Source organism: Bacillus sp. M13(2017), assembly GCF_002218325.1.
GTDB lineage: Bacteria > Bacillota > Bacilli > Bacillales > Bacillaceae_G > Bacillus_A > Bacillus_A thuringiensis_K.
Map to the genome: position 1 here is coordinate 423,654 of NZ_KZ268502.1, position 20,776 is coordinate 444,429.

Below are 20,776 nucleotides of genomic sequence, written 5' to 3' on the forward strand. Positions count from 1 at the left end.
TCAACTGAATGTTTTGGAAAGGGATATTACTTGGACGATGCTTCCCATAAGCGTTTTATGATACATTGTTCGTCGATTGTAATTTCGTAAATATCAGGATTGGTTAAAGTTCTCCATTCATTAAAGCCAATCGTATGATCAAAATGCTTTAAAATGAGCGTAAGTAAATTGCCATGTGTAACAAGTAGTGTTGTCGTATGGTTTAATTGTAAAACGTCTTGAATAAGCGAAATGGCACGGTCTGTTGCTTGTTTTGTTGAATCTCCGCCTGAAAAGACAATATCTATGTTCGTAAAAGTGGATTCTAGTTTTTGCATCCAATCATCCATTGGAACGTTGCTCAATATGCGTTCAGTTAATCGTTCATCTTCTTGGATAGATAAGTTAGCTTGGAGCGCATAGGGCCGAATGGAATCGATAGCTCGGACAAATGGGCTTGAAATAATATGATCGATTTGTAGATGATTTTCTAAGAGGAATGTAGCAAGAGTATTTGCTTGGTCTTTTCCATCGGTCGTTAATTCATCATCACGTTTTTGCCCAGTTGCTGAACAATGTCGTATTACAATAATTTTCTTCATAATTCATCCCCATCTTTCAAGTTGACGCTATATACTTCGACAAATGTGGAAATAATTCCTTTTTCTTGGAAACGGCATATTGATTTAAATATGTGGAAAATTAATGTGGATAATGAACATTTGAGGTGCAATCATGAATAAAATGATATGTATTGTATTTAGTCTTTGTTTTTTTATACACTTGTCCACAACTTATGCAGAGTCGAATCAAAAAGTAAATTATCCAAGCAATCGAAATAAGTCATTTGTGAGTGAGGATGTTTTTTATAAACAGTTAGACAAGAAAATCTATAAAGAATACAATAATGCAGCATATAGTGTTCGGAAAAAAATCTTATTTAAAGAAGTGGCTGATGAAGAATTTTCTTTCCTACAAAAAACAGCCATGGGTCGTCGGAGTAGTGTGATGCTTCAAGATTTTTTTGTTCATCCTGATCGCCAAGTTTATTTTTTCGCTTCCTTTTCTCAAAATGAGGTAGAAGAGTTTCATAAATATATCGTTATAGATGCAGAGACAAAGAGGGAGCTGCAAGAGGGCAAAAGTTATCATTAGTGTGGTAATTCATATAAAAAATAAACCACCAATTTTGGTGGTTTATTTTTTACTCCGGCACACTCATTAATTTCGCTTTCATCTCGCGAATAAGAACGACAGCGCCAATTGTACAGAGAAGTGTAATTCCTTCGGCAACGAAGAGATTGATTGTTTTTGTTTGGTAAAGTGCCGCGAAAAAGTCTACAAATGCGTGGAATAGTATAGCGTATACTAGGAAGATATATTTCTTCTGTTTTACTGCGTATAAAACAAGCATTGTAAAGGCGATTTGAAGCACGAGTGCCATAATTCTTTCTAAGCTACCAAGGAAGTATAAGTAGGCAGGTTGCTGAATTAACATGTCCTGTAAAATGCTGAGCTCGGGTTTTTGTTCAATCAGTCGAGCGAAGCTACCATCGTTAATAGAATTAGCAAAGATTAATGCTTGTAATGCAGAAAAACCGCCAATTAAAATAGATTCAATTCCGCCGTGACCTATTCCATAAGCGAAGCCATCTTTATATTCTAGATATTTTTTTAGTAAGAAGAAGAAGGCAACGAAGCGTCCTAATTCTTCAAAAATACCAGCAGTCAATCCGCCATAAATTGCGAAGACAAACGGATTTTCTAAAAATGGAGCGATTGTTGGATTACCGCGCATAAATAGGTGGAATGGTGTTTCAAGAATTTGGGTAAATCCGATAAAGATAAGAACACCAATGCCGACCACTTTCCAATTAATATGATATTTTTTACGGAAATAAACGAGTACGATAATTGGGACCAGAATCGAGACAATGAGTTGAAAGATGATGCTGGCAATTACAGTATTTGAAACCATACTTTCACCGCTTTCTAATATATGTACATATCTATTATGCATGAAATAGGGGAGAGATGAAACTTTTAGAAAGAAAATGAATTTACTTATTGACTCTAACGTTGCGTCATACTTTATCGTATGTACTAAGGGGGGATACAAATGACAATGAGAGTAAAAGAAGTAGCTGATTTAGTTGGAATTAGTGTGCGCACACTGCATCATTACGATGAAATTGGGTTGTTAACCCCAGACGAGACGACAGAGTCTGGATATCGTCTGTATTCCAATGAAAATTTAGAGACGTTGCAGCAAATTTTGTTTTTTAAAGAACTAGGCTTCCCTTTGAAGAAAATTAAAGAAATTATCATGAGTCCATCATTTGATCGCGAAGAGGCACTACAGCTTCATAAGAAAATGCTTCTTGAAAAGCGTGCCAGATTAGATAAGGTGATTGCGACGATTGATAAAACAATTCAGCATACAAAAGGAGAGATTGAAATGACGAATAAAGAGAAATTTGAAGGATTCGATTTCAGCCATAACCCATATGAAGAAGAAGCACGTGAAAGATGGGGAGACGCAGCTGTAGATAAAGCGAATGAATATGCGAAAGGTATGTCAAAAGAGAAGCAAGAAGAGTTTAATGCTATTTACAGAAATTTAGCGGCACTTAGACACGGTGCACCTGATTCCAAAGAGGCGCAAGAAGCTATCAAAGTATGGTACGATTACTTGCAAAACTTTAGTCACTATTCATTAGATGCTTTTAAAGGACTCGGCCAAATGTACGTCGCTGATGAGCGCTTTACGAAAAATATCGATAAGTTTGGCGAAGGTTTAGCGCAGTTTATGTGTGATGCAATGGAAGTTTATGCGGATCGTAATAAAAAATAAAAAGTAAAACAGGTGGAGATTTTCTCCACCTGTTTTACTTTTTAATCATATCATTCAAGGTCTGATCTCCCGTATTGTTCAAATGAGGATTTTTACTCATTTCACGTTTTAGCATATCGAGGCTTTGCGTATATTCTGTATCATTTAATGCGCCAGATTGAAGGCCTTGAATTTGGGAAATCAACTTTTGGTCTGTTGATACATATGCTTTATAATAGCGAGGGACGATGGACAAAGCAGCTCTATATACTTGATCCGCTACAAGTTTTGGATCCGTTGTGTTTGCACGATATACAACAAATACTTCATCATCGGTAACGAGTGTAGCAGCGTTTGTAACGTCAGGAAGTTTGACGGTCATGCTTGTAATCATTTCAGCGACTTTCTCGCGATTAATGGCCCCTACTTGTTTGTTAGATACTTCATGCTTTTGTTTAGAAGAATAACCGACTCTTGTGAGTCTTGTATTTGTATTTTCCGTATGATACATGTCATTTTTATTGGAAACAAGAACACGGCTTCCTTCTTCACGTTCCATTTCGGCTTTATTTGCTGGCTGGCAGCCTGCAAATAAGGAAAGAGTGAGGAGAGAGAGCATAATTTGTTTTTTCACGATGTATCACCTCCTTCTCCATAGCATGCACTAATTTTCAATTTTTTGTATTTGAAATTGTTGGTTGGTATGCTTTGTGATACGATAAAAAGAAGAATGCTTAGAGAGGAAGTTAATGATGGAGCAAAAGCAAGAGCAAGAGCAAGAGATGCATGCTACGGTGAGCATTAATAATGTTCAGTACGAAGTAATTAAAAACTTTCGTGATGGTTTTAGTGAAGAAGCATTTAAAGAGCGTTATGCAGAAATTTTAAATAAATATGATTACATCGTTGGGGACTGGGGTTATGAGCAACTTAGATTGCGCGGTTTCTTTGATGATAGTAATCAACGTTCGACATATGATACGAAAATTAGTACGTTATCAGAGTATTTATACGAGTACTGTAACTTCGGTTGTGCACACTTCGTATTACGAAAAGTGAAGAAATAAAAAAATCCTCTTACAATTGTAAGAGGATTTTTTGCATATACTCGCTTACAAACAAATCGAGATATAATCGCCTTCAGAAAGTATTGTATTTGGCTTCATTTGTTGTCCGTTCAATTGAATATCCCCATTTTTAATTTTATCCACAATGAGTGTACGGCTCCAGTCAGAAATATATGTGGATAAGGCTTTATCGATGCGGTGGGAACCGAAAATGAGGTCTAATACAAGCGTGATTTCGGCTATGCCGTTTTCTTTATGTTGCATAATGGAAATAGTAGTAGTTGTTTCGGCTTGATCTTGCTGGGTCATATCGATCGTTTCAACGTGATCAGTAAATGATTTATAAATACGCAGTTTTTGATTCCACGTATGATCTTTCGGACATTTATAAATAGCAAAGCGGTATATGTTTTTTCCATTGGCGTTATGCCTACGAATATTCGTATCAGTAAATAGGGTAGTACGTCCGCAATTTTTACAATATTTTTCGATTGTGTGTTGCTGATTTTCATATAAACTCCAAGAAAGTTGTACTTTCTGCATTTTCCTTCACCTCTTATAGTAGTGGCAAAGAAACGTAATACAGCTATTTGGATGTCTTGTAGTATGAAGACATGAGAAAAAGACAAAAATAAAAGGAGGTTCCCCAAAGAGGAACCTCCGTAAACATCATACTACAGATGCAATACGTTCCTTTGTAATGGGAATGGGCAGACTACTCCCTTGAAAAAGCGTGGTGCTTTTTTGAGAGTAATGCTATCCAATTGCTGGTCCATTACAAAGTAAATGTTGGCATACGTAGATAACGTCCTTTCTATCCAAATAGATTTATTCTTCATTATAACATATAATACTGAAAATTCAAAATAATAAAGGCAAAAAAACACCAGCTAAAATAGCTGGTGCATACGATAAATTATATAAGTTCAAATAAAAATGAGCGTAGTTCTTCTGCAATTTCTTCAGTCATAGAAAATGCGTGCTCTAAGTAGCCTGGTTCGTTTAAATCGTCAGCGCCGATGATTGCAAATTTATTACTTTGCATATCAAGTACAATTGTTTTACCGTAATGACGATCGGAGTATAAAAGCGCTAAATCATGACGCTCATTTTCTCCCATAAAGCTAACGAAACGAGTTTTTGTAGCGACAGTATCGTCGTACAGAAAGAAACGTTCTTCCATACACATGGCTCCTTTATTAAATATCTAAGTTTAAGTGTGGTTTATGATCTAAATGGTGATGCGTTTTAATGAATCGTACTGTTCTTGTTTTGTAACGCATTACGATAGAGTATGTTTCAGCTAAATCTCCGCCAAGGAATTTAACACCGTCTAATAACTCACCAGCAGATACACCAGTTGCTGAGAAGATTGCATCATCCCCAGATACTAAGTCATCTAACATAAGAAGTTGACGAGGATCTTCTAATCCCATTTCACGACAACGAGCTTCTTCTTCTTCGTTCATTGGAACTAAGCGAGCTTGCATTTCACCTTCAAGACATTTTAATGCTGCTGCAGAAATAACGCCTTCTGGAGCTCCGCCAATACCTACGAATAAGTCAATACCTGTTCCAGGTAGTGCTGTTGCGATTGACGCACCAACATCACCGTCACCAAATAATTTTACACGTGCACCTTTAGCACGAACACGATCGATAATATCTTGATGACGTTCACGTTCTTGAACGATAACTGTTAGATCACGAATCTTTTTATTGTTAGCTTCTGCTACAATTTCAATTGTTTTTTCAATTGGATCATCTAAGCTAATTTTACCAGCTGCTTTTGGACCAACCGCGATTTTTTCCATGTACATATCAGGAGCATGAAGAAGGTTTCCTTTATCTGCGATTGCGATAACTGCCATTGCATTTGCAAGACCTTTTGCAACGATGTTTGTACCTTCTAGTGGGTCAACGGCGATGTCTACTTCTGGACCGTTACCTGTTCCTAGTTCTTCACCAATATACAGCATCGGTGCTTCATCAAGTTCTCCTTCACCAATTACAACTGTACCTGCCATGTTTACTGAATCAAACATATCACGCATTGCTGTAGTTGCTGCATCATCTGCTTCGTTCTTCTTTCCGCGGCCCATCCACTGTGCGGATGCTAATGCTGCTGCTTCTGTTACACGGACAATTTCTAGTGCGAGTTCACGTTCCAAGATTTCATTCCTCCAATTTCAAAAATCATACAAATATAACTATAACAAATAACAGAGAAAAGGTGAATTCGAAAAATTGTCGATTTTTTCAGAAGAAAGCGTTACAATTAAAATGTAAATGCTTTAATTTCCAGGTAGGTGACATTCATGTATTTTGTAGACAGAAAGAAAATAGAACAAATGCTAGTATGTTTAGAACGAGCAACAAGTACATTTCAAGAGAAAAAGATATATGAAACCGAGTTTGAATTTTATGCATTAGAGCGCATAGCCCATCTTATTATTGATACTGTATTAGATGTAGGAAATGCGATGATTGATGGATTTATTATGCGCGATCCAGGAAGTTATGAAGATATTATTGATATTTTAATGGATGAGCGAGTGATAAGTGAAGAAGATGGACAAGGGATGAAAGAAATTATCCTTCTTCGAAAAATGCTTATGCAAGATTATATTCAAATGAATCATGATGAATTATATAAGACGATTCAAAAACATATTGCAGTGGTAGAAAAATACCCAGCAAATATTCGCAGTTATTTAGAAAAGGAATTAGGACCTGTATCTGCATTTGTACCAGAATAATTATGCTTATAAGATCCCCAGAGAATGCCTTTTGGGGATCTTATATTGTATGTGAGAAAGAAAAGGGAGAAGGGTGAAGTATGGGGGAAGCACGTACTACGAAAGACGAGATTGTACAATTGTTGAAAGTAAAGGGAGAGCACACGGTAGCGGAACTAGCTGACGTTTTAGAGATTACAGAAATGGCAATCCGAAGACATTTAAGTAATCTTGAGAAAGACGGACTCATTTATTCTAAGATGGTAAGGCAACATGTCGGAAGACCAACTTATTTGTATGGATTAAGTGAAAAGGGAGAAGATACATTCCCGAAAGAGTATAAGCAATTTGCGATTGATATGCTAGAAGATTTAGCTCGAATGGGCGATGAAAAAATACTTCGTTATGTTTTAAAAGAGAGAACGAAGCGAATGGAAGAACAGTTACAAAAGCGAGTGAGTGATCAAAAGAATTTAGCATATAAAGTGCAAGAGATAGCAGCGATGCAAGAGAAAAATGGTTATATGGTTCAAATTAAGAGAGACGGAGAGAACTCTTTCGTAATTGAAAAACAAAACTGTCCGTTAAAGGAAATTGCAGAGAGATTTCCGCAAGTATGTGAAGATGAAAAAGAGATGTATAAGCGTTTATTTGCAGGGGCAGATGTAAAGACGTTAGCAAACATGTGCGAGGGCGATTGTAGTTGTTCTTACCAAGTAAAAGAGAAAAAATGAACGTTATGGGGCGCTTTAAGGTAAAGCGTTTTTTTCTTTGTAAAAAGCGGGTAATATAAGAATGGTATGATAAGGTGAGAACGTTAGCATAGAAGGAGAGACATAATCGATGTATAAAGGGTACTTAATTGACTTAGACGGTACGATGTATCGCGGAGAAGAACAAATTGAAGAAGCAAGCGACTTCGTAAAAGCATTAGAAGAGCGCGGCATTCCATATTTATTCGTTACGAATAACTCAACTCGTAAACCAGAACAGGTAGCAGAAAAACTTGTTCGTTTCGATATTCCAGCGAAAGCAGAGCAAGTATTCACAACGAGTATGGCGACTGCGAACTTCATTTATGAACGTAAACAAGACGCAACTGTATATATGATTGGTGAAGAAGGCTTACACGATGCACTTGTGGAAAAAGGATTTGAACTTGTGGATGAAAATCCTGATTTCGTTGTTGTTGGTTTAGATCGTGACATCACATATGAAAAATTAGCAAAAGCTTGTCTTGCTGTGCGTAACGGCGCAACGTTTATTTCTACAAATGGAGACATTGCCATTCCGACTGAGCGCGGATTGTTACCAGGTAACGGCTCATTAACATCAGTTGTAGCAGTGTCAACAGGTGTGGATCCAATCTTTATCGGAAAACCAGAATCAATCATTATGGAACAAGCTTTAAAAGTGCTTGGCATAGAAAAAAATGAAGCATTAATGGTTGGGGATAACTATGATACAGACATTTTAGCAGGAATAAATGCTGGTATGCATACCCTTCTTGTCCACACTGGAGTCACAACTGTGGAGAAGTTAACAGAATATGAAGTACAACCAACGCAAGTTGTGCATAACTTGACGGAGTGGATTGAGAAGATGTAGTGAAGAAAGCTGTTCCAAACTTTGGAACAGCTTTTTTTATTCCTGCTATTTGCAGGCAGCCCGATTGGTGTGGGCTAACATTCAGTTGTGACTAGTGTCGATTTTTGTCGGTAAGTCGATATATTTTAAAAATCGCCGATATAATCTGAGTTGCGCCGATATATTTAGAAAATCGCTGATATAATCTGAGTTGCGCTGATTTAATTTTATTAAAAAGCACGATTCACAACGTCTTTAACCTCTTCAAGATATTGTTTACGCACACTGTTATCCACAGAAGGAACACTTGTATAGAATGTATGCTCAATTGTTTCAATGCCTGTAAATTCAAAAATACCAACATCCGCTGTTTTCTTCATTGCATCAAACATGCCGCCTGCTGTGTATGCTTCTTTCGTATTGCCCATTGTAGATAATAATAACCCTTTTTTACCGCTTAATAACTTCTCGATGCCATTTTCACCGTAAGCATAAGCGAAGCCGTGGCTAAATACACGGTCAACGTATCCTTTTAAAATAGCAGGAAGTCCCGCCCACCAAACTGGATAAATAAATGTAATGCTGTCAGCCCAAGAGATATGCTCTTGCTCTTCTTTAATATCTGCTGGTGTGTTTCCTTGAGAAAATGAGATGAAATCGGAAGCGCCTAATACTGGATTGAAGTTTAATTCATATAGATCGCGAACGCGTACTTCATGGCCTTTTTCTTCTAATTTACTTTTTACCGTTTCTAAAATCGCATGGTTGAAGCTTTCTGTATTTGGGTGTGCATAAACGATTACATGTTTCATTGTTCTTCCTCCTATTTGTGGATATGTGAATAGTTATTTGTATATCTGTAACTATTATGGTTACTGCTTTTGTAGAAGTCAAGTAATACATATGTATGTATAAAAAGACGCCCGAAAATCGCCTTTTTATACCCCGCTCATACAAAGTACAAAAAAGACAAATAAAATAATGACAATACCAATGCCGAAGTTAAATACGAGAGTACTATCCATATATGTAGCCTCCTTGCTTGAAAGTAAAAAGCACTCTAGTTAAGAGTGCTTTTTTATTTTGAATCTACTTTATAATTTTTAGAAAGTGATTCATGCGTGTAATGATTTACATTATTTTATGTATTTATACTTTGAAATGAGTAAGTCCTTGTTGGATATAGAAAAAAAGACACTCGTTGGAGTGTCTTTTAAGATGACAAAATGTGCCAATTGCTTGAGGTTGATAAGACGCTAATTTCCGTGTTAACGCCTTTTCTCTAATCAAGAAGTGTAGCAACAGCGATTCAAATAAATTGTACCACTTGTTTAATGGCTGTGCGTATGTAATTCTGCATATTGCAATTAGAGGGAAATTTAATGTGAAAAATGAATGAGTAAATATATAGAATATTTGATAAGGAGTGAGAAGATTGGATATACATGTGTTAACAAAAGAAGAAGCGATGGAGATAAATACGTGGGCGTACGAGGAACCATATAATTTATATAGTTTTTCAGGCGAGAAAGAAGTAATGGAAGAGCTATTAGATGGAATGTATTATGGCTGTTGTGACGGTCAAGGAGAGTTCATCGGTTATTTTTGTTTTGGAGCAAATGCACAAGTACCAGGTGGAAGAGATGCTAATTTATATGGTGGAGAAGATGTGATTGATATCGGACTTGGCATGAAGCCGGCCTTAACTGGGAAAGGAATGGGGAAAGAATTCTTCCAAGCTGGAATAGCGTTCGCCACGAAAGAGTTTAATGCAAAAATGTTTCGATTAAGCGTAGCGACATTTAATACAAGAGCAATTACGTTATATAAAAATATCGGATTTAGACAAGGGACTATTTTTTTGAGTCGCGGAAGAGAATTTATGCTGATGGAATACGAAAGGCCGTCAGCATGAAACTGACGGCCTAGAAAACATTATTATTCTGAGTGCTCAGCTCGGTGCGCTAAACGGCTTGACGCAGCGGCAGCGATTCCGCCGACGATATCATCAAGGAATGTATGCACCTTTCCAGTTGATTTATCATTTAAGTATTCTAAAATACCAGGTTTTAATTTATCAATATATCCAAAGTTCGTGAAACCGATAGAGCCATACACATTCACGATAGAAAGTGCGATAACTTCATCAATTCCGTATAAGCCTTCATCACGTTTTACAATATCTTGTAACGGCTCACTTAGCATTCCCTTTTCAGCAAGGACATCAAGCTCGATACCAGTAATCAGTGCGTTTTGTACTTCACGTTTTGATAGTACACGTTCTACATTGTAACGGCATTCTGACATCTCTAAATTTGGATGATATTTTTTTTGAAGAAAATGAACAAGCTCAGCAATATCGTCAATTGTTACACCGCGCTCTTGTAATAGTTGTAATGCTCTTTCTTGTAGTTGATTTGATTCTTTCATGTTTATCACCTTTTTTTCTTTTTAGTATTTGTATACGTTTCGTTGCTTTATCATGTGCATAGGAATGAAAGGCGAGCACAAGCTCATATATATAAAGAAAAACCATAGGTGGCGACTGCGATGATTCATCATATTTATGAGCATTATCACATGCATGTTAAAGAATTAATCCCCCTTGGCCCCTATAAAAGCTTTTGGATTCGCAACAAAATTTATGTACTTGTTCCAATTGGAGACATGGAGGAAGAAGTACTTGTAGAGATGAAAAAGCTCAGTGACTATATGAACCAGCAAGGGGATATAACTGTAGCGACTTTCGTTCCGACTATACACGGCTACTATGTAAGTGAGATAGAAGAACAAAATTACTGCTTATTAAAAGGTATGCGTGCATTAGAACGACATGCTACATCATTAGGAAGTGAGCTTTCTATATTCCATAAACGAGGTGCTTTTTTTCCAGAAGAGATCGAGCAATTAAGCCGCATTGGTGAATGGAAAGCGTTATGGGAAAAAAGGCTCGATCAATTAGAAAAGTTTTGGCAATCACAAGTGATGAACCACCCTACAGACGTATTCGATCAATTGTTTATTGAATCCTTCCCGTATTACTTAGGAGTTGCAGAAAATGCAATTCAATATGTTGTCGATACAGAGATGGATGATACGCCCCAACTGACTGATGCAGCAACAATTTGCCAAGAACGATTTACACCTTTATTATGGCATCAAACGAAGCGTCTCAAACTCCCTTTTGATTGGGTGTATGATCACCCAACTCGAGATATAGCAGAATGGATTCGCTATATGATGATTGAAAAAAAGAAAGACTGGGATCAAACAATCGTTCAATTTGTTACAGATTATGAACGGAATTACTCGCTGTCCTCATTTGGTTGGCGCTTATTATTTGCAAGGCTCCTGTTCCCGCTTCACTATTTTGAAACGGTCGAACGATATTACCAAACTGGAAACGAAGAACAAAAAAGCATATATAGAGATCGCTTAGAAGCCATTTTACACGATGTGAACCGCTCAGAGCAATTTATGAAGCACTTTTATGGCTCACTTCGTTTACCAGTAGATAAGCTTGGGATTAGAAAATTAGATTGGTTATCTTAAAAATATAAAAAAGAGACCGAGTGAGGTCTCTTTTTTATATACCACAATTTTATGTAATACATTATGCCCCTACCTGCTGATCTGTACATATATTTAAAACGAATTGATGCTTTTCGAGCTTTTCATTTACTTTATCCAATAATTCTTGCTGGATTTCTTTAAATAAAAATTGGTAGCTCGCATTCCATGTTGGTATAACAGATGAAAGGTCTAATAAATACTCTTTTTTCTTTTCTAGTTCTTGAATTGTTAAAAAAGTGTTCCCCATTCTTGGCATGTGTCGTCCCCCTATGTTTTCTTCTATATATGTGTGAACGATTCTATATTATTAATTATCGCATTTTTTGAGAAGAATTTCCAATTTTGTTTTATGATGTTAACGGATAAATGTAATTTGAATAAAAAAAGGAGACCAAATTTGGTCTCCTTTTAGAAGGCGATTCTGAACGAGCCGCTTCCGCTTTTAGTTATCCAGCTCCAGCGGCTAAAATGTTCGGTGGCTTCGCTTCTTCCGCCGAGGCCAAAAGCGCCTCTATGTCAGAAGCTCCATCCTCCTCACATTTTGAACGAGCCGCTTCTGCTTTTAGTTATCCAGCTCCAGCGGCTAAAACAGTCGGCCATTTCGCACCTTCCTGCGAGGCCAAAAGCGCCTCTTCGTCAGGAGCTCCAATGACCTCCTGTTCTGAACGAGCCGCTTCTGCTTTTAATTAAAATACTTGTTCTACTTCAATAACGCCTGGTACTTCTTCAAGTAATGCGCGTTCGATACCAGCTTTTAGTGTGATTGTAGAACTTGGGCAGCTTCCGCATGCACCCATAAGGCGTAATTTTACGATACCTTCTTCAATGTCTACTAATTCAACGTCTCCGCCATCGCGAAGTAAGAATGGACGTAATTTATCTAATACTTCTAGTACTTGTTCTTGCATATGTGGGTTTTCCATTTTTATCGACTCCTTTCATCAGTTTTATTATAATCAAGATAGAGGGGAAAATCTATTTTTTCTGTTCTTGTTTTAATGTTGAAATTTTTTATCATGTTTACAACGTGTTTTTTCAGTATAGGGGTATGGAATAAGTTTGTAAAATGATGTGCTTATGTAATAAGACATCTGAATATACTGTTGAAACAAGAAGTGGGGGAGAAGAAATGGTTAATGTGCAAGTGTATGGGACGAAAGTAATTTGTGCGAGCTGCGTTGGAATGCCATCTTCAACAGAAACGTTTGAGTGGTTACAAGCGGCGATTGGTCGTAAATATGAAGGACAAGAAAATAAATTTAATTTCGAGTATATTGATTTTCAAGAAGAACAAGAAGATGAAGATAAGAGAGCATTCGCTGAGCGCGTAGTGGAGGAAGATCTATTTTATCCGGTCGTTCTTGTAAATGGAGAAATTGTTGGAGAAGGAAATCCTCGTTTGAAGGATGTTTACGAAGAAATCGAGAAATATTTATAAAGCAGGAAGCCTTTGCGAATTTGCAAAGGCTCTTTTTTATTGGAGGGATAGATGTGAAAAATGGAGTGAAGCATGCGTTACCAACGGAAGTACGACAGTTAATGGAGCAGTACACAGTAGAATTAAAAGAAATTTTTTTAGATGAAAAAATAGTCGGCGTATATATTTACGGGTCCATCGCACTAGGCGCATTTCATAAGGAAACGAGCGATGTTGATTTTGTTACAGTGATAAATGATTCCGTGAATGAAGCTGAGAAACAGCAGCTTGTGGAACTACATGAGAAACTTAGTGATAATACGCTAGGTAAAAGAATGGACGGTATGTATATTCCGCTTGCTGATTTAGGGAAATACAATGATGAAATAAACGAGTATGTGTATTGTGCAGATGGTAAAGCTAATGTTGGTCATTGGGACATTAATGCGGTCACATGGTGGACGTTGAAAAATCAAGGCATTACAGTTACCGGAAAAGAAGCAGAAGATCTTCCGCTGCAAATACAATGGAGTGATGTAGTAAATACGATGAAATATAACGTAGAACAGTACTGGAGTGAAAAGGCGAAGAAGCCATATTTATTTTTTATAGAAGAGTGGGTAGAATCAGCTGTCGTTACGATGGGACGTATTTTATATACACTAGATCATAAAACAATCGTTTCAAAAGATAGAGGATTGCAATACTTGTCAGAACGTTCATCGGAAGAATGGGAGCTTTTATTAAAAGAAGTAGAGCGAATACGACACAATCCAAAAGAAAAGCGAATGCTCTCAAGGTGGAGAAGGGCAGATATGACGAAGAGGTACTTACTGCATTTAATTGAAACATGTAAAGAGAAATGGTAGGGAAAAAACCGATGATACAGTAAATTGTATCGTCGGTTTTGGTGTTGGAAATGGTATATAATGGTTTAAAAGGTTTAATTATACTGGAGGGGATAGGATGAATATAGAATTAGCTACATATGAAGAAAAGAATGAACAAATGAGTATGCGCCAAGTAATTAGCATTCTATTAATTATTTTTGGGGTCATGCATGGAATTGGTTTTTTGAACCTTTTATATGATTCTTCCTTATACCCATGGTATGTAGATCATCTTATTCCACCTTTCACGTTTTGTATGATTATCGTAATGTATGCACCGGCAAGAAATTGCTGCTTACATTTAATAAAATCATTACAATTCAATAATCTTAAACATTATGTAACGATAGTAATAACAACGATTGTAATGCTTATGTATCTTGCGGTATTAAATGTAGTTTTACCACATAGGCTTGGTGTGGATGAATCTAATATAGTAATAGAACCTACTACAAGTGAAATCATTCTATACGTAGTTGTGCTCACAACTTTTGCGCCTATTTGGGAGGAAATTGTATTTCGAGGTATGTTTTTTATGAAATTATCTCAGCGCTTCTCTACACTTAGTAGTGCTGCTATAAGTGCTTTCATATTTACTTTAGGGCACCCCCTTACAGTAGGTAGTATTTTATATATTTTTGGTATGGGTATATGTTTAGCATACACATATAAGAGAACGAAGAATTTACTCGTTCCAATTGGGATTCATTTATTAAATAATTCGTTTTATTTATTAGTAAATTTTCAACTATAAAAAGACGTCTTTTAAAAAGGAAGTCTTTTTTATTTTGTAGTAGATAGAAAAGTATTTACAAGCATTGTGTAGAGGAAAGATAATAGAAAAAAATATGCGCATGGGGGAAGATGATGAGTAAATATAAATTACATATAGATAAAGAACAACTATGGAAAGGCTGCGTTTTAAATTCGATTGCCCATGCAATTAATGTAGCGCATTGTCCAGATTTCTCACATGAAAGTTCATGGGATGGATTTAACTATAGTATGCAAGATAGCCAAGGGGGACAAGGGACAATTACGTTTCATCCGAATTACACGATTGTATGTCTTCAAGATGTGAATAGCGAGAGAATTGATGAGTGGATTGATGCGAAAAATTATTTTGAAGGGGCACCTTCGGAAGTAATAGACATTGCGAAAGAAGAAGCTCTTCAATACGTATTAGAAGAAGTAGAAGGCGAAACAGTGCCTTTCATTACAGCAGCATTTTGGATTGAGGAGAGCGGTGCATATTCAATTGATTCATTTGAAGAGATAGAAGAGCATGGCGGATCCTTATTAGAAATCCCGCTACTTAATCTGCACTCAGCAATGGAAAGATTAGAAGAAGAATATGAGCTGACAGAAGAGCAAATAGAGCTTTTACAACTCGTGTATGAGAGAAAAATCAAAAATCCAAATGAGGAAATTATGTTGTCTAAAGAAGAAGTAGCGATGATTGGAACGGATGATGACGGAGGACTGGAAGTATGTAAGGACTCATTTGAAGAAATGAATATTACTTGGGAGTTGTAGGAGAGGATATAAAAATGGGATAAATGACTAGTAGAAATGCAATGTGAAGTTATATTGCTTCTTCTATTAGTTTTTTATATAGGACTGATATTTGCAGCAAATCGAAAATGATAGCAAAATAATACGAAATATGGATAGTTTCATGTGAAACATTTTTAGTATTAAATATATATAAAGTTTAACTTAGTGTATTAAACATATCATTCATAAGTATTTTAATATATTTAAAAGGAAAATGAAATAATTAATGAATAATTGTCGGAATATATTCGATTTCCGTTCATTTTTATAAAATATGTGTACTTTTTGTTAGATTCCTTCATTTTGTACATATACAATAAATGTATATAGAAATAAGAAAAGGATGATGTACGTGAAGGACACTGTTTTACAAGAAACAATTTCTCAGCAAGAATTACATAAAGTTGTTCAAAAAAATACAGCTTATTATGATTTTAAGTGGGGTAAAGTAGAAAATCCTGCGCAAGGGAATACATGGAATTGGGTAGCCTTTTTCTTCCCAACCTTTTGGTTAGCTTATCGTAAAATGTATAAGTTATTTATTATATTTGCGTTATTGGCTATACCTAGTATAGTTATACCCCCTTTTATAGATATTCCAGATGGGATTTATGTAACATTTAGTTTAGCTCTTCAATTAGGAATGATGATATTTACTGGATGGCAAGGAAACCGTTTATATTATAAGCATGCTGTTCGTGTTTTTCGTAAGGGAGAAGATGCGTCTGATCATGAGAAGGCGTATTTCTTACAATCAAAGGGCGGCGTTAGTGTAGCTGGTATGATTGGTTTACAGATTATAGTCGGGATTGTGTTTGGTTTAGCTGCGTTCGGGCTGTCCTTTTTACCAACTGAGCCGAATATTAAAAACGTTGTTCGTTCAAGTGATGAAGGGGTTACTTTAGAAATTATGACAGATAACCCAACTTGGAAGTTTGTGAAGAAAGAAAAAGAGTATGACGTAGTAGAGTTTACTGGTTATGATTATACAGAGAAGAAAAACGTGAAAATAAAATTTGCTGTTTATTTCGATGAAGATTATTTCGAGTGGCAAGAGGTATACGAGAATAATAAGAAGTTAAGTGAAGAAGAGTTAGAAGAGTATCAATTTTATATTGAAGAAAATAGTTGGAGTTTCTAGAGCGAAACTCGTTCATTTTGGAAAGAAGGACCTTGTGAAGGTTCTTCTTTTTTTATTGGAAACACCATACAAATTGAAATTTTGTAAAATACAATAAAAAATGAGAATTTGAGGTAGGCTTGTCAATAACGTGAGACTATGGCACTATAAAGAAATGCTATACAAATTTTATTTATCGAGATGTAAACATCAATTTTGATTTTTACGTATAAATAATGAACGGAGGAAATGAATTTATGGCTACTTTACCAAATTGTCCAAAATGTAATTCAGAATATACGTATGAGGATGGCGTTCTTTTCGTATGTCCTGAGTGTGCTCATGAGTGGGGCCAAGAAGCAGAAGCTGAAAATAATGATGGTGCAAAAGTTGTAAAAGATGCGAACGGAAACGTTCTTCAAGACGGCGATGCTGTTACTGTTATTAAAGATTTAAAAGTAAAAGGAACTTCTTCAGTTGTGAAGATCGGTACGAAAGTAAAGAGTATCCGTCTAGTTGATGGCGATCACGATATTGATTGCAAAATCGACGGTTTCGGAGCTATGAAGTTAAAATCACAATTCGTTAAGAAGGCGTAATAAAAAAGAGGAGGCGGGTAGCCTCCTCTTTTTTATTGTCATTTTTTTTTCGGTAAGTCGATATGATTTCATTTACGATGAACAGAGCATGATTTACCGAGCAAGAAGTATCATTTACCGCGCACTATAGTCAACCTCTTTCAACTGACATCGCTTATTAAAGAACGTTTTATATCCAAGCTGTAAAAAGATAATGACAGCAAAGGCAGTACTTCCAGAAATACCGAGTATGATGGCAATTTGATATTGAATAGCTGTGAACGGTGATACACCAGATAAGATTTGTCCTGTCATCATGCCTGGTAGGCTTATAATCCCCATTCCGACCATAGAATTGATTGTAGGTAAAATGGCAGAGTCAAAAGCGTCGCGTATGAGCGGAGCAGCAGCTTCTTTCGGTGTTGCGCCCAGCATAAGTGCACCTTCAATTTGACCTCTTTGCGATTTCATATTGTTTAAGAACGTATTTGCACCGAGAGAAACACCAGTCATGGCATTCCCAACTAACATTCCTGTAATAGGGACGATATATTGCGGAGCATACCAAGGGTCATGACCGATAATAACAAAGATAAATAGTAGAAGTGGCCCAATTGATCCGGCGACCATGGAAAGGGCGGCTACTCGTTTTAATTCTTTAGACATTGGGATGCTAACTCGTTTATAAATATTAAAAATTGCAAAGGTAGTAATAGAAGTAATGAGAGCAATTGTATAAAATGGATTACTATTTTCAAATACGTATGTAAGGACATATGCAACAAGTACGAGTTGGATGGTCATACGGAATGTTGCGAGCGCGATTTGTTTTTCGCGAGGTATCCCTTTTAATTTCACAATCCCGATTAAAATAAGAATGAAAATATAGGCAGCCACAAGTTGCCAAATTTGGAGTTCAATAACGCCCTTCAACAGAGAGCACTTCCTTTCTAGTTGCACCGTTTGCCTTACTAATTTCAATAATGTCGTCTGCAATTTCTTCTGGAAGTTGTTGCGAGTGTGTGATGAAGATAACTGTTTTTTTCTTTTTTCGTGCTAGTTCAGTAAATTGTTTCATTACGCGTCGTTCTGTATCACTGTCTAATGCTGAAGTAGGTTCATCTAATAAATAGACAGGTGGATCCATAAGTACAATACGAGCAAAGGCAAGCCTTTGTTTTTCACCGCCGGATAATGAGGAAGCGCTATCTTCTAATTGCTTGTCTAAACTAATGGTTTTTAGTGCACTCCGCAGGGCATCATCATTTGGAAATGGTTTTTCAGAAAGACGAAGTCCCATTAATAGGTTGTCTTTAACGGTTCCATCAAAAATAGGTGGAGTTTGCCCAAGCATAACTACGTCACGACGTAATTGAATAGGTGGATAATTAGAAATTAACTTTCCGTTATATTCAATTGTACCGGATGTTGGAGATTGTAAATCGTTTAACATCCGAAGCAATGTACTTTTTCCGCTTCCGCTTTCACCGATAATGCAAGTAATCTTTTCTTTTTGAATCCGTAAATAAGGAATGTGTAGTATATCTTTATATATAACGTCTTTTAATATAAACATAAATCGCTCCTTTCTGATTCTAGTTATATCGTATCAAAAAAGAGGGGGAAATGGTTATAACGAACAACGTTTTTTCTTCATCTTGAGTTTTATTAATAAGTTAAGTAAACGATCTAATTCTTGGCTGAAAGAAATCACTTTATCATGAGTGAATCCGTATTGTTCAACGAGATAGATTAACTCTTTCTTTTTCGCTTCTATTCGATTGTTTAGTTTCGATAAGTTCATAAGTTGAATGTAATGCCTCCTACAAAAGTATTTATCACATAAAAAATAAGACCGAATGAATTCGGTCTTAAAGGAAATAATAAGACAACTTACAAATAGCATACACTTTTTATCAATAGTTTTTAATATGAAAATGAAAAATAAATCATTATACATATTGAAAAAGATGTGTCTGATAATTATATGTTAACTCATAAAAGAGGCTGCCTACTTAGTAGACAGCCTGTAAAGTATTAACCTTTATGATATTTGTACATCCAAAGAAGACCAGATTTTAATAATCTCGGTACACGTCCCATTAATGGTTGGTTTGCTAGTAAACCAAAGCCGTGCTTCTTACCGAGAGAACCGAGAACACCTTTTAATTTAATTACAGGTAGTTCGTCAGGAAGTGCTTCATTATTCCAACGTTTTAATAATATTTGGACAATTTGTTCTCCTTGACCTTCAGCAAGTTGGGCAGATGGTGCATGTGGAAGTGCTGCGCAATCTCCTACAACGTAAACATGATCGTTATTTGGAATATTATGATATTTAGTTAAGACAACCCGTCCGCTACCATCTTGTTCAACTGGAAGGTTTCGAACAACTTCATTCGCTTGAATACCAGCTGTCCAGACGATTGCATCACATTCAAGTGGTTCATCGTGGTTGTACACAATATTTGGTTCTACTTTTGTAATGTTAGAGTTTCGTATAATGTTAACTTTATGCTTTACAAACCATTCTTCTACGTATCTACTTAATTTCTCTGGATATGGGAATAAAATTCTATCTTTTCGATCAAATAAGTAGATTTTTAAATCAGAACGGCTTTCCCGAAGTTCACTTGCTACTTCAACACCACTTAAGCCAGCACCAACGACAGCTACTGTTGCATTTGGTTCTAGACTATTTAATTGTTCATATGTCTTACGTGTTTGTTCAATTGATTGTAGACTATGTGTATATTCCCTAGCCCCAGGAACGTTATGATATTTATCTTCACAGCCAAGTCCGATAATTAAATCATCATATTGGATCGCTTCGCCGCCATCGAGATGAACAGCTTTTTCTTCGAGGTCAATATTTGTTACTGTGCCGTATTGAATATTGAGGCGTGGGTGTTCAGGAAACGGTATACGAATATGCGTTTCTGAAATAGTACCCGCAACTAATGCATAATATTCAGTTTTGAAGCAATGGTATGGTACTTTGTCGATTAATGTCACTTGTACATCATCTGGAAGTTGATTGCTTGGAAGTAGCCTTTGCAGAATTCTCATTCCACCGTAGCCGCCACCTAGTATTACGAGGTGTTTCATGATGGATTACCCCTTTTCTGTTGAAATATCCCCTAATCATAAAATTTTATATTAATAAAATATTTTGACTTTACTCAATCAAATTATATCGAATTTGTGAACAAATAACAATGCATGAATGAATACTCTGTTGTACAATAAGAAGAAAAGTAAAGTAAACTGTTTTTCCTTTGTAGTTACTATTTCATTAGAAGTAGCATGTTATATAGAAGAAGTCATCTACTTTGAAGTGAAGTAATGAAGTAACTAAATAGTTTAGACTGTGTAACGAAAACAACAAGAAACAGCTTAGTTTTCTTCTTATAGATAAAGTCAGAAGGTAATTTGTT

At 36.2% G+C, this 20,776-nt stretch carries 28 protein-coding genes; 14 read left to right on the plus strand and 14 right to left on the minus strand.

Features of this window, described 5'->3' with window-relative positions:
- Positions 1-26: 26 nt before the first annotated feature.
- Positions 27-581 (minus strand): histidine phosphatase family protein, encoded by a 555-nt coding sequence (locus CGQ22_RS11330; RefSeq protein ID WP_089148710.1) that lies wholly within the window; start codon positions 579-581, stop codon positions 27-29.
- Positions 582-714: 133 nt separating this feature from the next.
- On the opposite strand from CGQ22_RS11330, the gene CGQ22_RS11335 reads away from it, so the two are divergent.
- The gene (locus tag CGQ22_RS11335) at positions 715-1,134 is read left to right on the plus strand and encodes a hypothetical protein (RefSeq protein ID WP_001038436.1); all 420 of its coding nucleotides are present in this window, start codon (positions 715-717) and stop codon (positions 1,132-1,134) included.
- Positions 1,135-1,183: 49 nt separating this feature from the next.
- Here CGQ22_RS11335 and CGQ22_RS11340 read toward each other — a convergent pair whose 3' ends face one another.
- On the minus strand, positions 1,184-1,999 hold the full coding sequence (locus CGQ22_RS11340; protein WP_139032802.1) for a YhfC family intramembrane metalloprotease: 816 nt from the start codon (positions 1,997-1,999) through the stop codon (positions 1,184-1,186).
- 99 nt (positions 2,000-2,098) lie between these two features.
- Between CGQ22_RS11340 and CGQ22_RS11345 the strand changes: the two genes are divergently transcribed.
- Entirely contained in the window at positions 2,099-2,833 is a 735-nt protein-coding gene (locus CGQ22_RS11345) for a MerR family transcriptional regulator (protein WP_000178780.1), read from the plus strand.
- A gap of 34 nt (positions 2,834-2,867) precedes the next feature.
- On the opposite strand, the gene CGQ22_RS11350 is transcribed toward CGQ22_RS11345, so the two are convergent.
- Positions 2,868-3,446, minus strand: a complete 579-nt coding sequence (locus CGQ22_RS11350; protein WP_000744207.1) for a YhcN/YlaJ family sporulation lipoprotein — start codon at positions 3,444-3,446, stop codon at positions 2,868-2,870.
- 115 nt (positions 3,447-3,561) lie between these two features.
- Here CGQ22_RS11350 and CGQ22_RS11355 point away from each other — a divergent pair, with 115 nt between their 5' ends.
- The gene (locus CGQ22_RS11355) at positions 3,562-3,879 is read left to right on the plus strand and encodes a YutD family protein (protein ID WP_078418185.1); all 318 of its coding nucleotides are present in this window, start codon (positions 3,562-3,564) and stop codon (positions 3,877-3,879) included.
- Positions 3,880-3,924: 45 nt separating this feature from the next.
- Here CGQ22_RS11355 and CGQ22_RS11360 read toward each other — a convergent pair whose 3' ends face one another.
- The 3 genes from CGQ22_RS11360 to glpX form a co-directional block, all read right to left on the minus strand.
- Positions 3,925-4,422: a hypothetical protein gene (locus tag CGQ22_RS11360; protein ID WP_001174583.1), complete on the minus strand. Its 498-nt coding sequence runs from the start codon at positions 4,420-4,422 to the stop codon at positions 3,925-3,927.
- Positions 4,423-4,795: 373 nt separating this feature from the next.
- On the minus strand, positions 4,796-5,062 hold the full coding sequence (locus CGQ22_RS11370) for a DUF3055 domain-containing protein (protein WP_000392611.1): 267 nt from the start codon (positions 5,060-5,062) through the stop codon (positions 4,796-4,798).
- A 16-nt stretch (positions 5,063-5,078) separates the two neighbouring features.
- On the minus strand, positions 5,079-6,050 hold the full coding sequence (glpX, locus tag CGQ22_RS11375) for a class II fructose-bisphosphatase (RefSeq protein ID WP_000439090.1): 972 nt from the start codon (positions 6,048-6,050) through the stop codon (positions 5,079-5,081).
- A 147-nt stretch (positions 6,051-6,197) separates the two neighbouring features.
- On the opposite strand from glpX, the gene CGQ22_RS11380 reads away from it, so the two are divergent.
- The 3 genes from CGQ22_RS11380 to CGQ22_RS11390 all read left to right on the plus strand — a co-directional run bounded on the left by CGQ22_RS11380 (position 6,198) and on the right by CGQ22_RS11390 (position 8,225).
- The gene (locus tag CGQ22_RS11380; RefSeq protein WP_000274009.1) at positions 6,198-6,638 is read left to right on the plus strand and encodes a DUF86 domain-containing protein; all 441 of its coding nucleotides are present in this window, start codon (positions 6,198-6,200) and stop codon (positions 6,636-6,638) included.
- Positions 6,639-6,718: 80 nt separating this feature from the next.
- The gene (locus tag CGQ22_RS11385; RefSeq protein WP_000503343.1) at positions 6,719-7,351 is read left to right on the plus strand and encodes a helix-turn-helix transcriptional regulator; all 633 of its coding nucleotides are present in this window, start codon (positions 6,719-6,721) and stop codon (positions 7,349-7,351) included.
- A 109-nt stretch (positions 7,352-7,460) separates the two neighbouring features.
- Positions 7,461-8,225: a TIGR01457 family HAD-type hydrolase gene (locus CGQ22_RS11390; protein WP_046945274.1), complete on the plus strand. Its 765-nt coding sequence runs from the start codon at positions 7,461-7,463 to the stop codon at positions 8,223-8,225.
- Between the two features lie 209 nt (positions 8,226-8,434).
- On the opposite strand, the gene CGQ22_RS11395 is transcribed toward CGQ22_RS11390, so the two are convergent.
- Entirely contained in the window at positions 8,435-9,016 is a 582-nt protein-coding gene (locus CGQ22_RS11395) for an NAD(P)H-dependent oxidoreductase (RefSeq protein WP_000683454.1), read from the minus strand.
- Positions 9,017-9,639: 623 nt separating this feature from the next.
- Here CGQ22_RS11395 and CGQ22_RS11405 point away from each other — a divergent pair.
- The gene (locus tag CGQ22_RS11405; RefSeq protein WP_000351219.1) at positions 9,640-10,119 is read left to right on the plus strand and encodes a GNAT family N-acetyltransferase; all 480 of its coding nucleotides are present in this window, start codon (positions 9,640-9,642) and stop codon (positions 10,117-10,119) included.
- A 23-nt stretch (positions 10,120-10,142) separates the two neighbouring features.
- Here CGQ22_RS11405 and CGQ22_RS11410 read toward each other — a convergent pair whose 3' ends face one another.
- Positions 10,143-10,634, minus strand: coding sequence for a phosphatidylglycerophosphatase A family protein (locus CGQ22_RS11410; protein ID WP_000665103.1), 492 nt, complete (start codon positions 10,632-10,634; stop codon positions 10,143-10,145).
- Between the two features lie 120 nt (positions 10,635-10,754).
- Between CGQ22_RS11410 and yutH the strand changes: the two genes are divergently transcribed.
- Entirely contained in the window at positions 10,755-11,756 is a 1,002-nt protein-coding gene (gene yutH / locus CGQ22_RS11415) for a spore coat putative kinase YutH (RefSeq protein WP_000581259.1), read from the plus strand.
- Between the two features lie 61 nt (positions 11,757-11,817).
- Here the strand turns inward: yutH and CGQ22_RS11420 are convergent, their stop codons facing one another.
- Together CGQ22_RS11420 and CGQ22_RS11425 are read right to left on the minus strand one after the other, a co-directional pair.
- A complete protein-coding gene (locus CGQ22_RS11420) occupies positions 11,818-12,033 on the minus strand; it encodes a hypothetical protein (RefSeq protein WP_001137786.1) in 216 nt (71 codons plus the stop codon).
- A 430-nt stretch (positions 12,034-12,463) separates the two neighbouring features.
- Positions 12,464-12,700: a NifU family protein gene (locus CGQ22_RS11425; RefSeq protein WP_000431159.1), complete on the minus strand. Its 237-nt coding sequence runs from the start codon at positions 12,698-12,700 to the stop codon at positions 12,464-12,466.
- A 206-nt stretch (positions 12,701-12,906) separates the two neighbouring features.
- Between CGQ22_RS11425 and CGQ22_RS11430 the strand changes: the two genes are divergently transcribed.
- The 6 genes from CGQ22_RS11430 (at position 12,907) to phnA (ending at position 17,360) form a co-directional block, all read left to right on the plus strand.
- A complete protein-coding gene (locus tag CGQ22_RS11430; protein ID WP_000248593.1) occupies positions 12,907-13,215 on the plus strand; it encodes a YuzD family protein in 309 nt (102 codons plus the stop codon).
- Positions 13,216-13,268: 53 nt separating this feature from the next.
- Entirely contained in the window at positions 13,269-14,063 is a 795-nt protein-coding gene (locus CGQ22_RS11435; protein WP_000788490.1) for a nucleotidyltransferase domain-containing protein, read from the plus strand.
- 97 nt (positions 14,064-14,160) lie between these two features.
- Positions 14,161-14,838, plus strand: coding sequence for a CPBP family intramembrane glutamic endopeptidase (locus tag CGQ22_RS11440; protein WP_089148713.1), 678 nt, complete (start codon positions 14,161-14,163; stop codon positions 14,836-14,838).
- Between the two features lie 113 nt (positions 14,839-14,951).
- Positions 14,952-15,620 carry a hypothetical protein gene (locus tag CGQ22_RS11445; protein WP_061884716.1) on the plus strand — a complete coding sequence of 223 codons (669 nt, stop codon included), beginning with the start codon at positions 14,952-14,954 and terminating at the stop codon, positions 15,618-15,620.
- Positions 15,621-15,984: 364 nt separating this feature from the next.
- Positions 15,985-16,782 (plus strand): DUF2628 domain-containing protein, encoded by a 798-nt coding sequence (locus tag CGQ22_RS11450; RefSeq protein WP_003303348.1) that lies wholly within the window; start codon positions 15,985-15,987, stop codon positions 16,780-16,782.
- A gap of 236 nt (positions 16,783-17,018) precedes the next feature.
- The gene (gene phnA, locus CGQ22_RS11455) at positions 17,019-17,360 is read left to right on the plus strand and encodes an alkylphosphonate utilization operon protein PhnA (RefSeq protein WP_000212737.1); all 342 of its coding nucleotides are present in this window, start codon (positions 17,019-17,021) and stop codon (positions 17,358-17,360) included.
- A 114-nt stretch (positions 17,361-17,474) separates the two neighbouring features.
- On the opposite strand, the gene CGQ22_RS11460 is transcribed toward phnA, so the two are convergent.
- From CGQ22_RS11460 to CGQ22_RS11475, 4 genes are all read right to left on the minus strand, one after another.
- Positions 17,475-18,272: an ABC transporter permease gene (locus tag CGQ22_RS11460; protein WP_089148714.1), complete on the minus strand. Its 798-nt coding sequence runs from the start codon at positions 18,270-18,272 to the stop codon at positions 17,475-17,477.
- On the minus strand, positions 18,256-18,915 hold the full coding sequence (locus CGQ22_RS11465) for an ABC transporter ATP-binding protein (RefSeq protein WP_000470269.1): 660 nt from the start codon (positions 18,913-18,915) through the stop codon (positions 18,256-18,258). Before CGQ22_RS11465 ends, CGQ22_RS11460 begins: the two co-directional genes overlap by 17 nt.
- Before the next feature lie 54 nt (positions 18,916-18,969).
- Positions 18,970-19,143 (minus strand): aspartyl-phosphate phosphatase Spo0E family protein, encoded by a 174-nt coding sequence (locus CGQ22_RS31390; RefSeq protein ID WP_001054086.1) that lies wholly within the window; start codon positions 19,141-19,143, stop codon positions 18,970-18,972.
- 233 nt (positions 19,144-19,376) lie between these two features.
- Positions 19,377-20,447, minus strand: coding sequence for an NAD(P)/FAD-dependent oxidoreductase (locus CGQ22_RS11475; protein ID WP_000682076.1), 1,071 nt, complete (start codon positions 20,445-20,447; stop codon positions 19,377-19,379).
- Between the last annotated feature and the right edge of the window lie 329 nt (positions 20,448-20,776).

What these genes read in the sequence shown, in the direction of transcription:
- CGQ22_RS11390 (WP_046945274.1), top strand. Translation starts at nt 7,461, where the DNA reads ATGTATAAAGGGTACTTAATTGACTTAGACGGTACGATGTATCGCGGA.
- CGQ22_RS11410 (WP_000665103.1), bottom strand. Translation starts at nt 10,634, where the DNA reads ATGAAAGAATCAAATCAACTACAAGAAAGAGCATTACAACTATTACAA.
- CGQ22_RS11345 (WP_000178780.1), top strand. Translation starts at nt 2,099, where the DNA reads ATGACAATGAGAGTAAAAGAAGTAGCTGATTTAGTTGGAATTAGTGTG.
- CGQ22_RS11475 (WP_000682076.1), bottom strand. Translation starts at nt 20,447, where the DNA reads ATGAAACACCTCGTAATACTAGGTGGCGGCTACGGTGGAATGAGAATT.
- CGQ22_RS11440 (WP_089148713.1), top strand. Translation starts at nt 14,161, where the DNA reads ATGAATATAGAATTAGCTACATATGAAGAAAAGAATGAACAAATGAGT.
- CGQ22_RS31390 (WP_001054086.1), bottom strand. Translation starts at nt 19,143, where the DNA reads ATGAACTTATCGAAACTAAACAATCGAATAGAAGCGAAAAAGAAAGAG.
- CGQ22_RS11445 (WP_061884716.1), top strand. Translation starts at nt 14,952, where the DNA reads ATGAGTAAATATAAATTACATATAGATAAAGAACAACTATGGAAAGGC.
- CGQ22_RS11340 (WP_139032802.1), bottom strand. Translation starts at nt 1,999, where the DNA reads ATGCATAATAGATATGTACATATATTAGAAAGCGGTGAAAGTATGGTT.
- phnA (WP_000212737.1), top strand. Translation starts at nt 17,019, where the DNA reads ATGGCTACTTTACCAAATTGTCCAAAATGTAATTCAGAATATACGTAT.
- CGQ22_RS11420 (WP_001137786.1), bottom strand. Translation starts at nt 12,033, where the DNA reads ATGCCAAGAATGGGGAACACTTTTTTAACAATTCAAGAACTAGAAAAG.
- CGQ22_RS11465 (WP_000470269.1), bottom strand. Translation starts at nt 18,915, where the DNA reads ATGTTTATATTAAAAGACGTTATATATAAAGATATACTACACATTCCT.
- yutH (WP_000581259.1), top strand. Translation starts at nt 10,755, where the DNA reads ATGATTCATCATATTTATGAGCATTATCACATGCATGTTAAAGAATTA.
- CGQ22_RS11430 (WP_000248593.1), top strand. Translation starts at nt 12,907, where the DNA reads ATGGTTAATGTGCAAGTGTATGGGACGAAAGTAATTTGTGCGAGCTGC.
- CGQ22_RS11395 (WP_000683454.1), bottom strand. Translation starts at nt 9,016, where the DNA reads ATGAAACATGTAATCGTTTATGCACACCCAAATACAGAAAGCTTCAAC.
- CGQ22_RS11335 (WP_001038436.1), top strand. Translation starts at nt 715, where the DNA reads ATGAATAAAATGATATGTATTGTATTTAGTCTTTGTTTTTTTATACAC.
- CGQ22_RS11355 (WP_078418185.1), top strand. Translation starts at nt 3,562, where the DNA reads ATGATGGAGCAAAAGCAAGAGCAAGAGCAAGAGATGCATGCTACGGTG.
- CGQ22_RS11360 (WP_001174583.1), bottom strand. Translation starts at nt 4,422, where the DNA reads ATGCAGAAAGTACAACTTTCTTGGAGTTTATATGAAAATCAGCAACAC.
- CGQ22_RS11370 (WP_000392611.1), bottom strand. Translation starts at nt 5,062, where the DNA reads ATGGAAGAACGTTTCTTTCTGTACGACGATACTGTCGCTACAAAAACT.
- CGQ22_RS11380 (WP_000274009.1), top strand. Translation starts at nt 6,198, where the DNA reads ATGTATTTTGTAGACAGAAAGAAAATAGAACAAATGCTAGTATGTTTA.
- CGQ22_RS11450 (WP_003303348.1), top strand. Translation starts at nt 15,985, where the DNA reads ATGATGTACGTGAAGGACACTGTTTTACAAGAAACAATTTCTCAGCAA.
- CGQ22_RS11385 (WP_000503343.1), top strand. Translation starts at nt 6,719, where the DNA reads ATGGGGGAAGCACGTACTACGAAAGACGAGATTGTACAATTGTTGAAA.
- CGQ22_RS11425 (WP_000431159.1), bottom strand. Translation starts at nt 12,700, where the DNA reads ATGGAAAACCCACATATGCAAGAACAAGTACTAGAAGTATTAGATAAA.
- CGQ22_RS11330 (WP_089148710.1), bottom strand. Translation starts at nt 581, where the DNA reads ATGAAGAAAATTATTGTAATACGACATTGTTCAGCAACTGGGCAAAAA.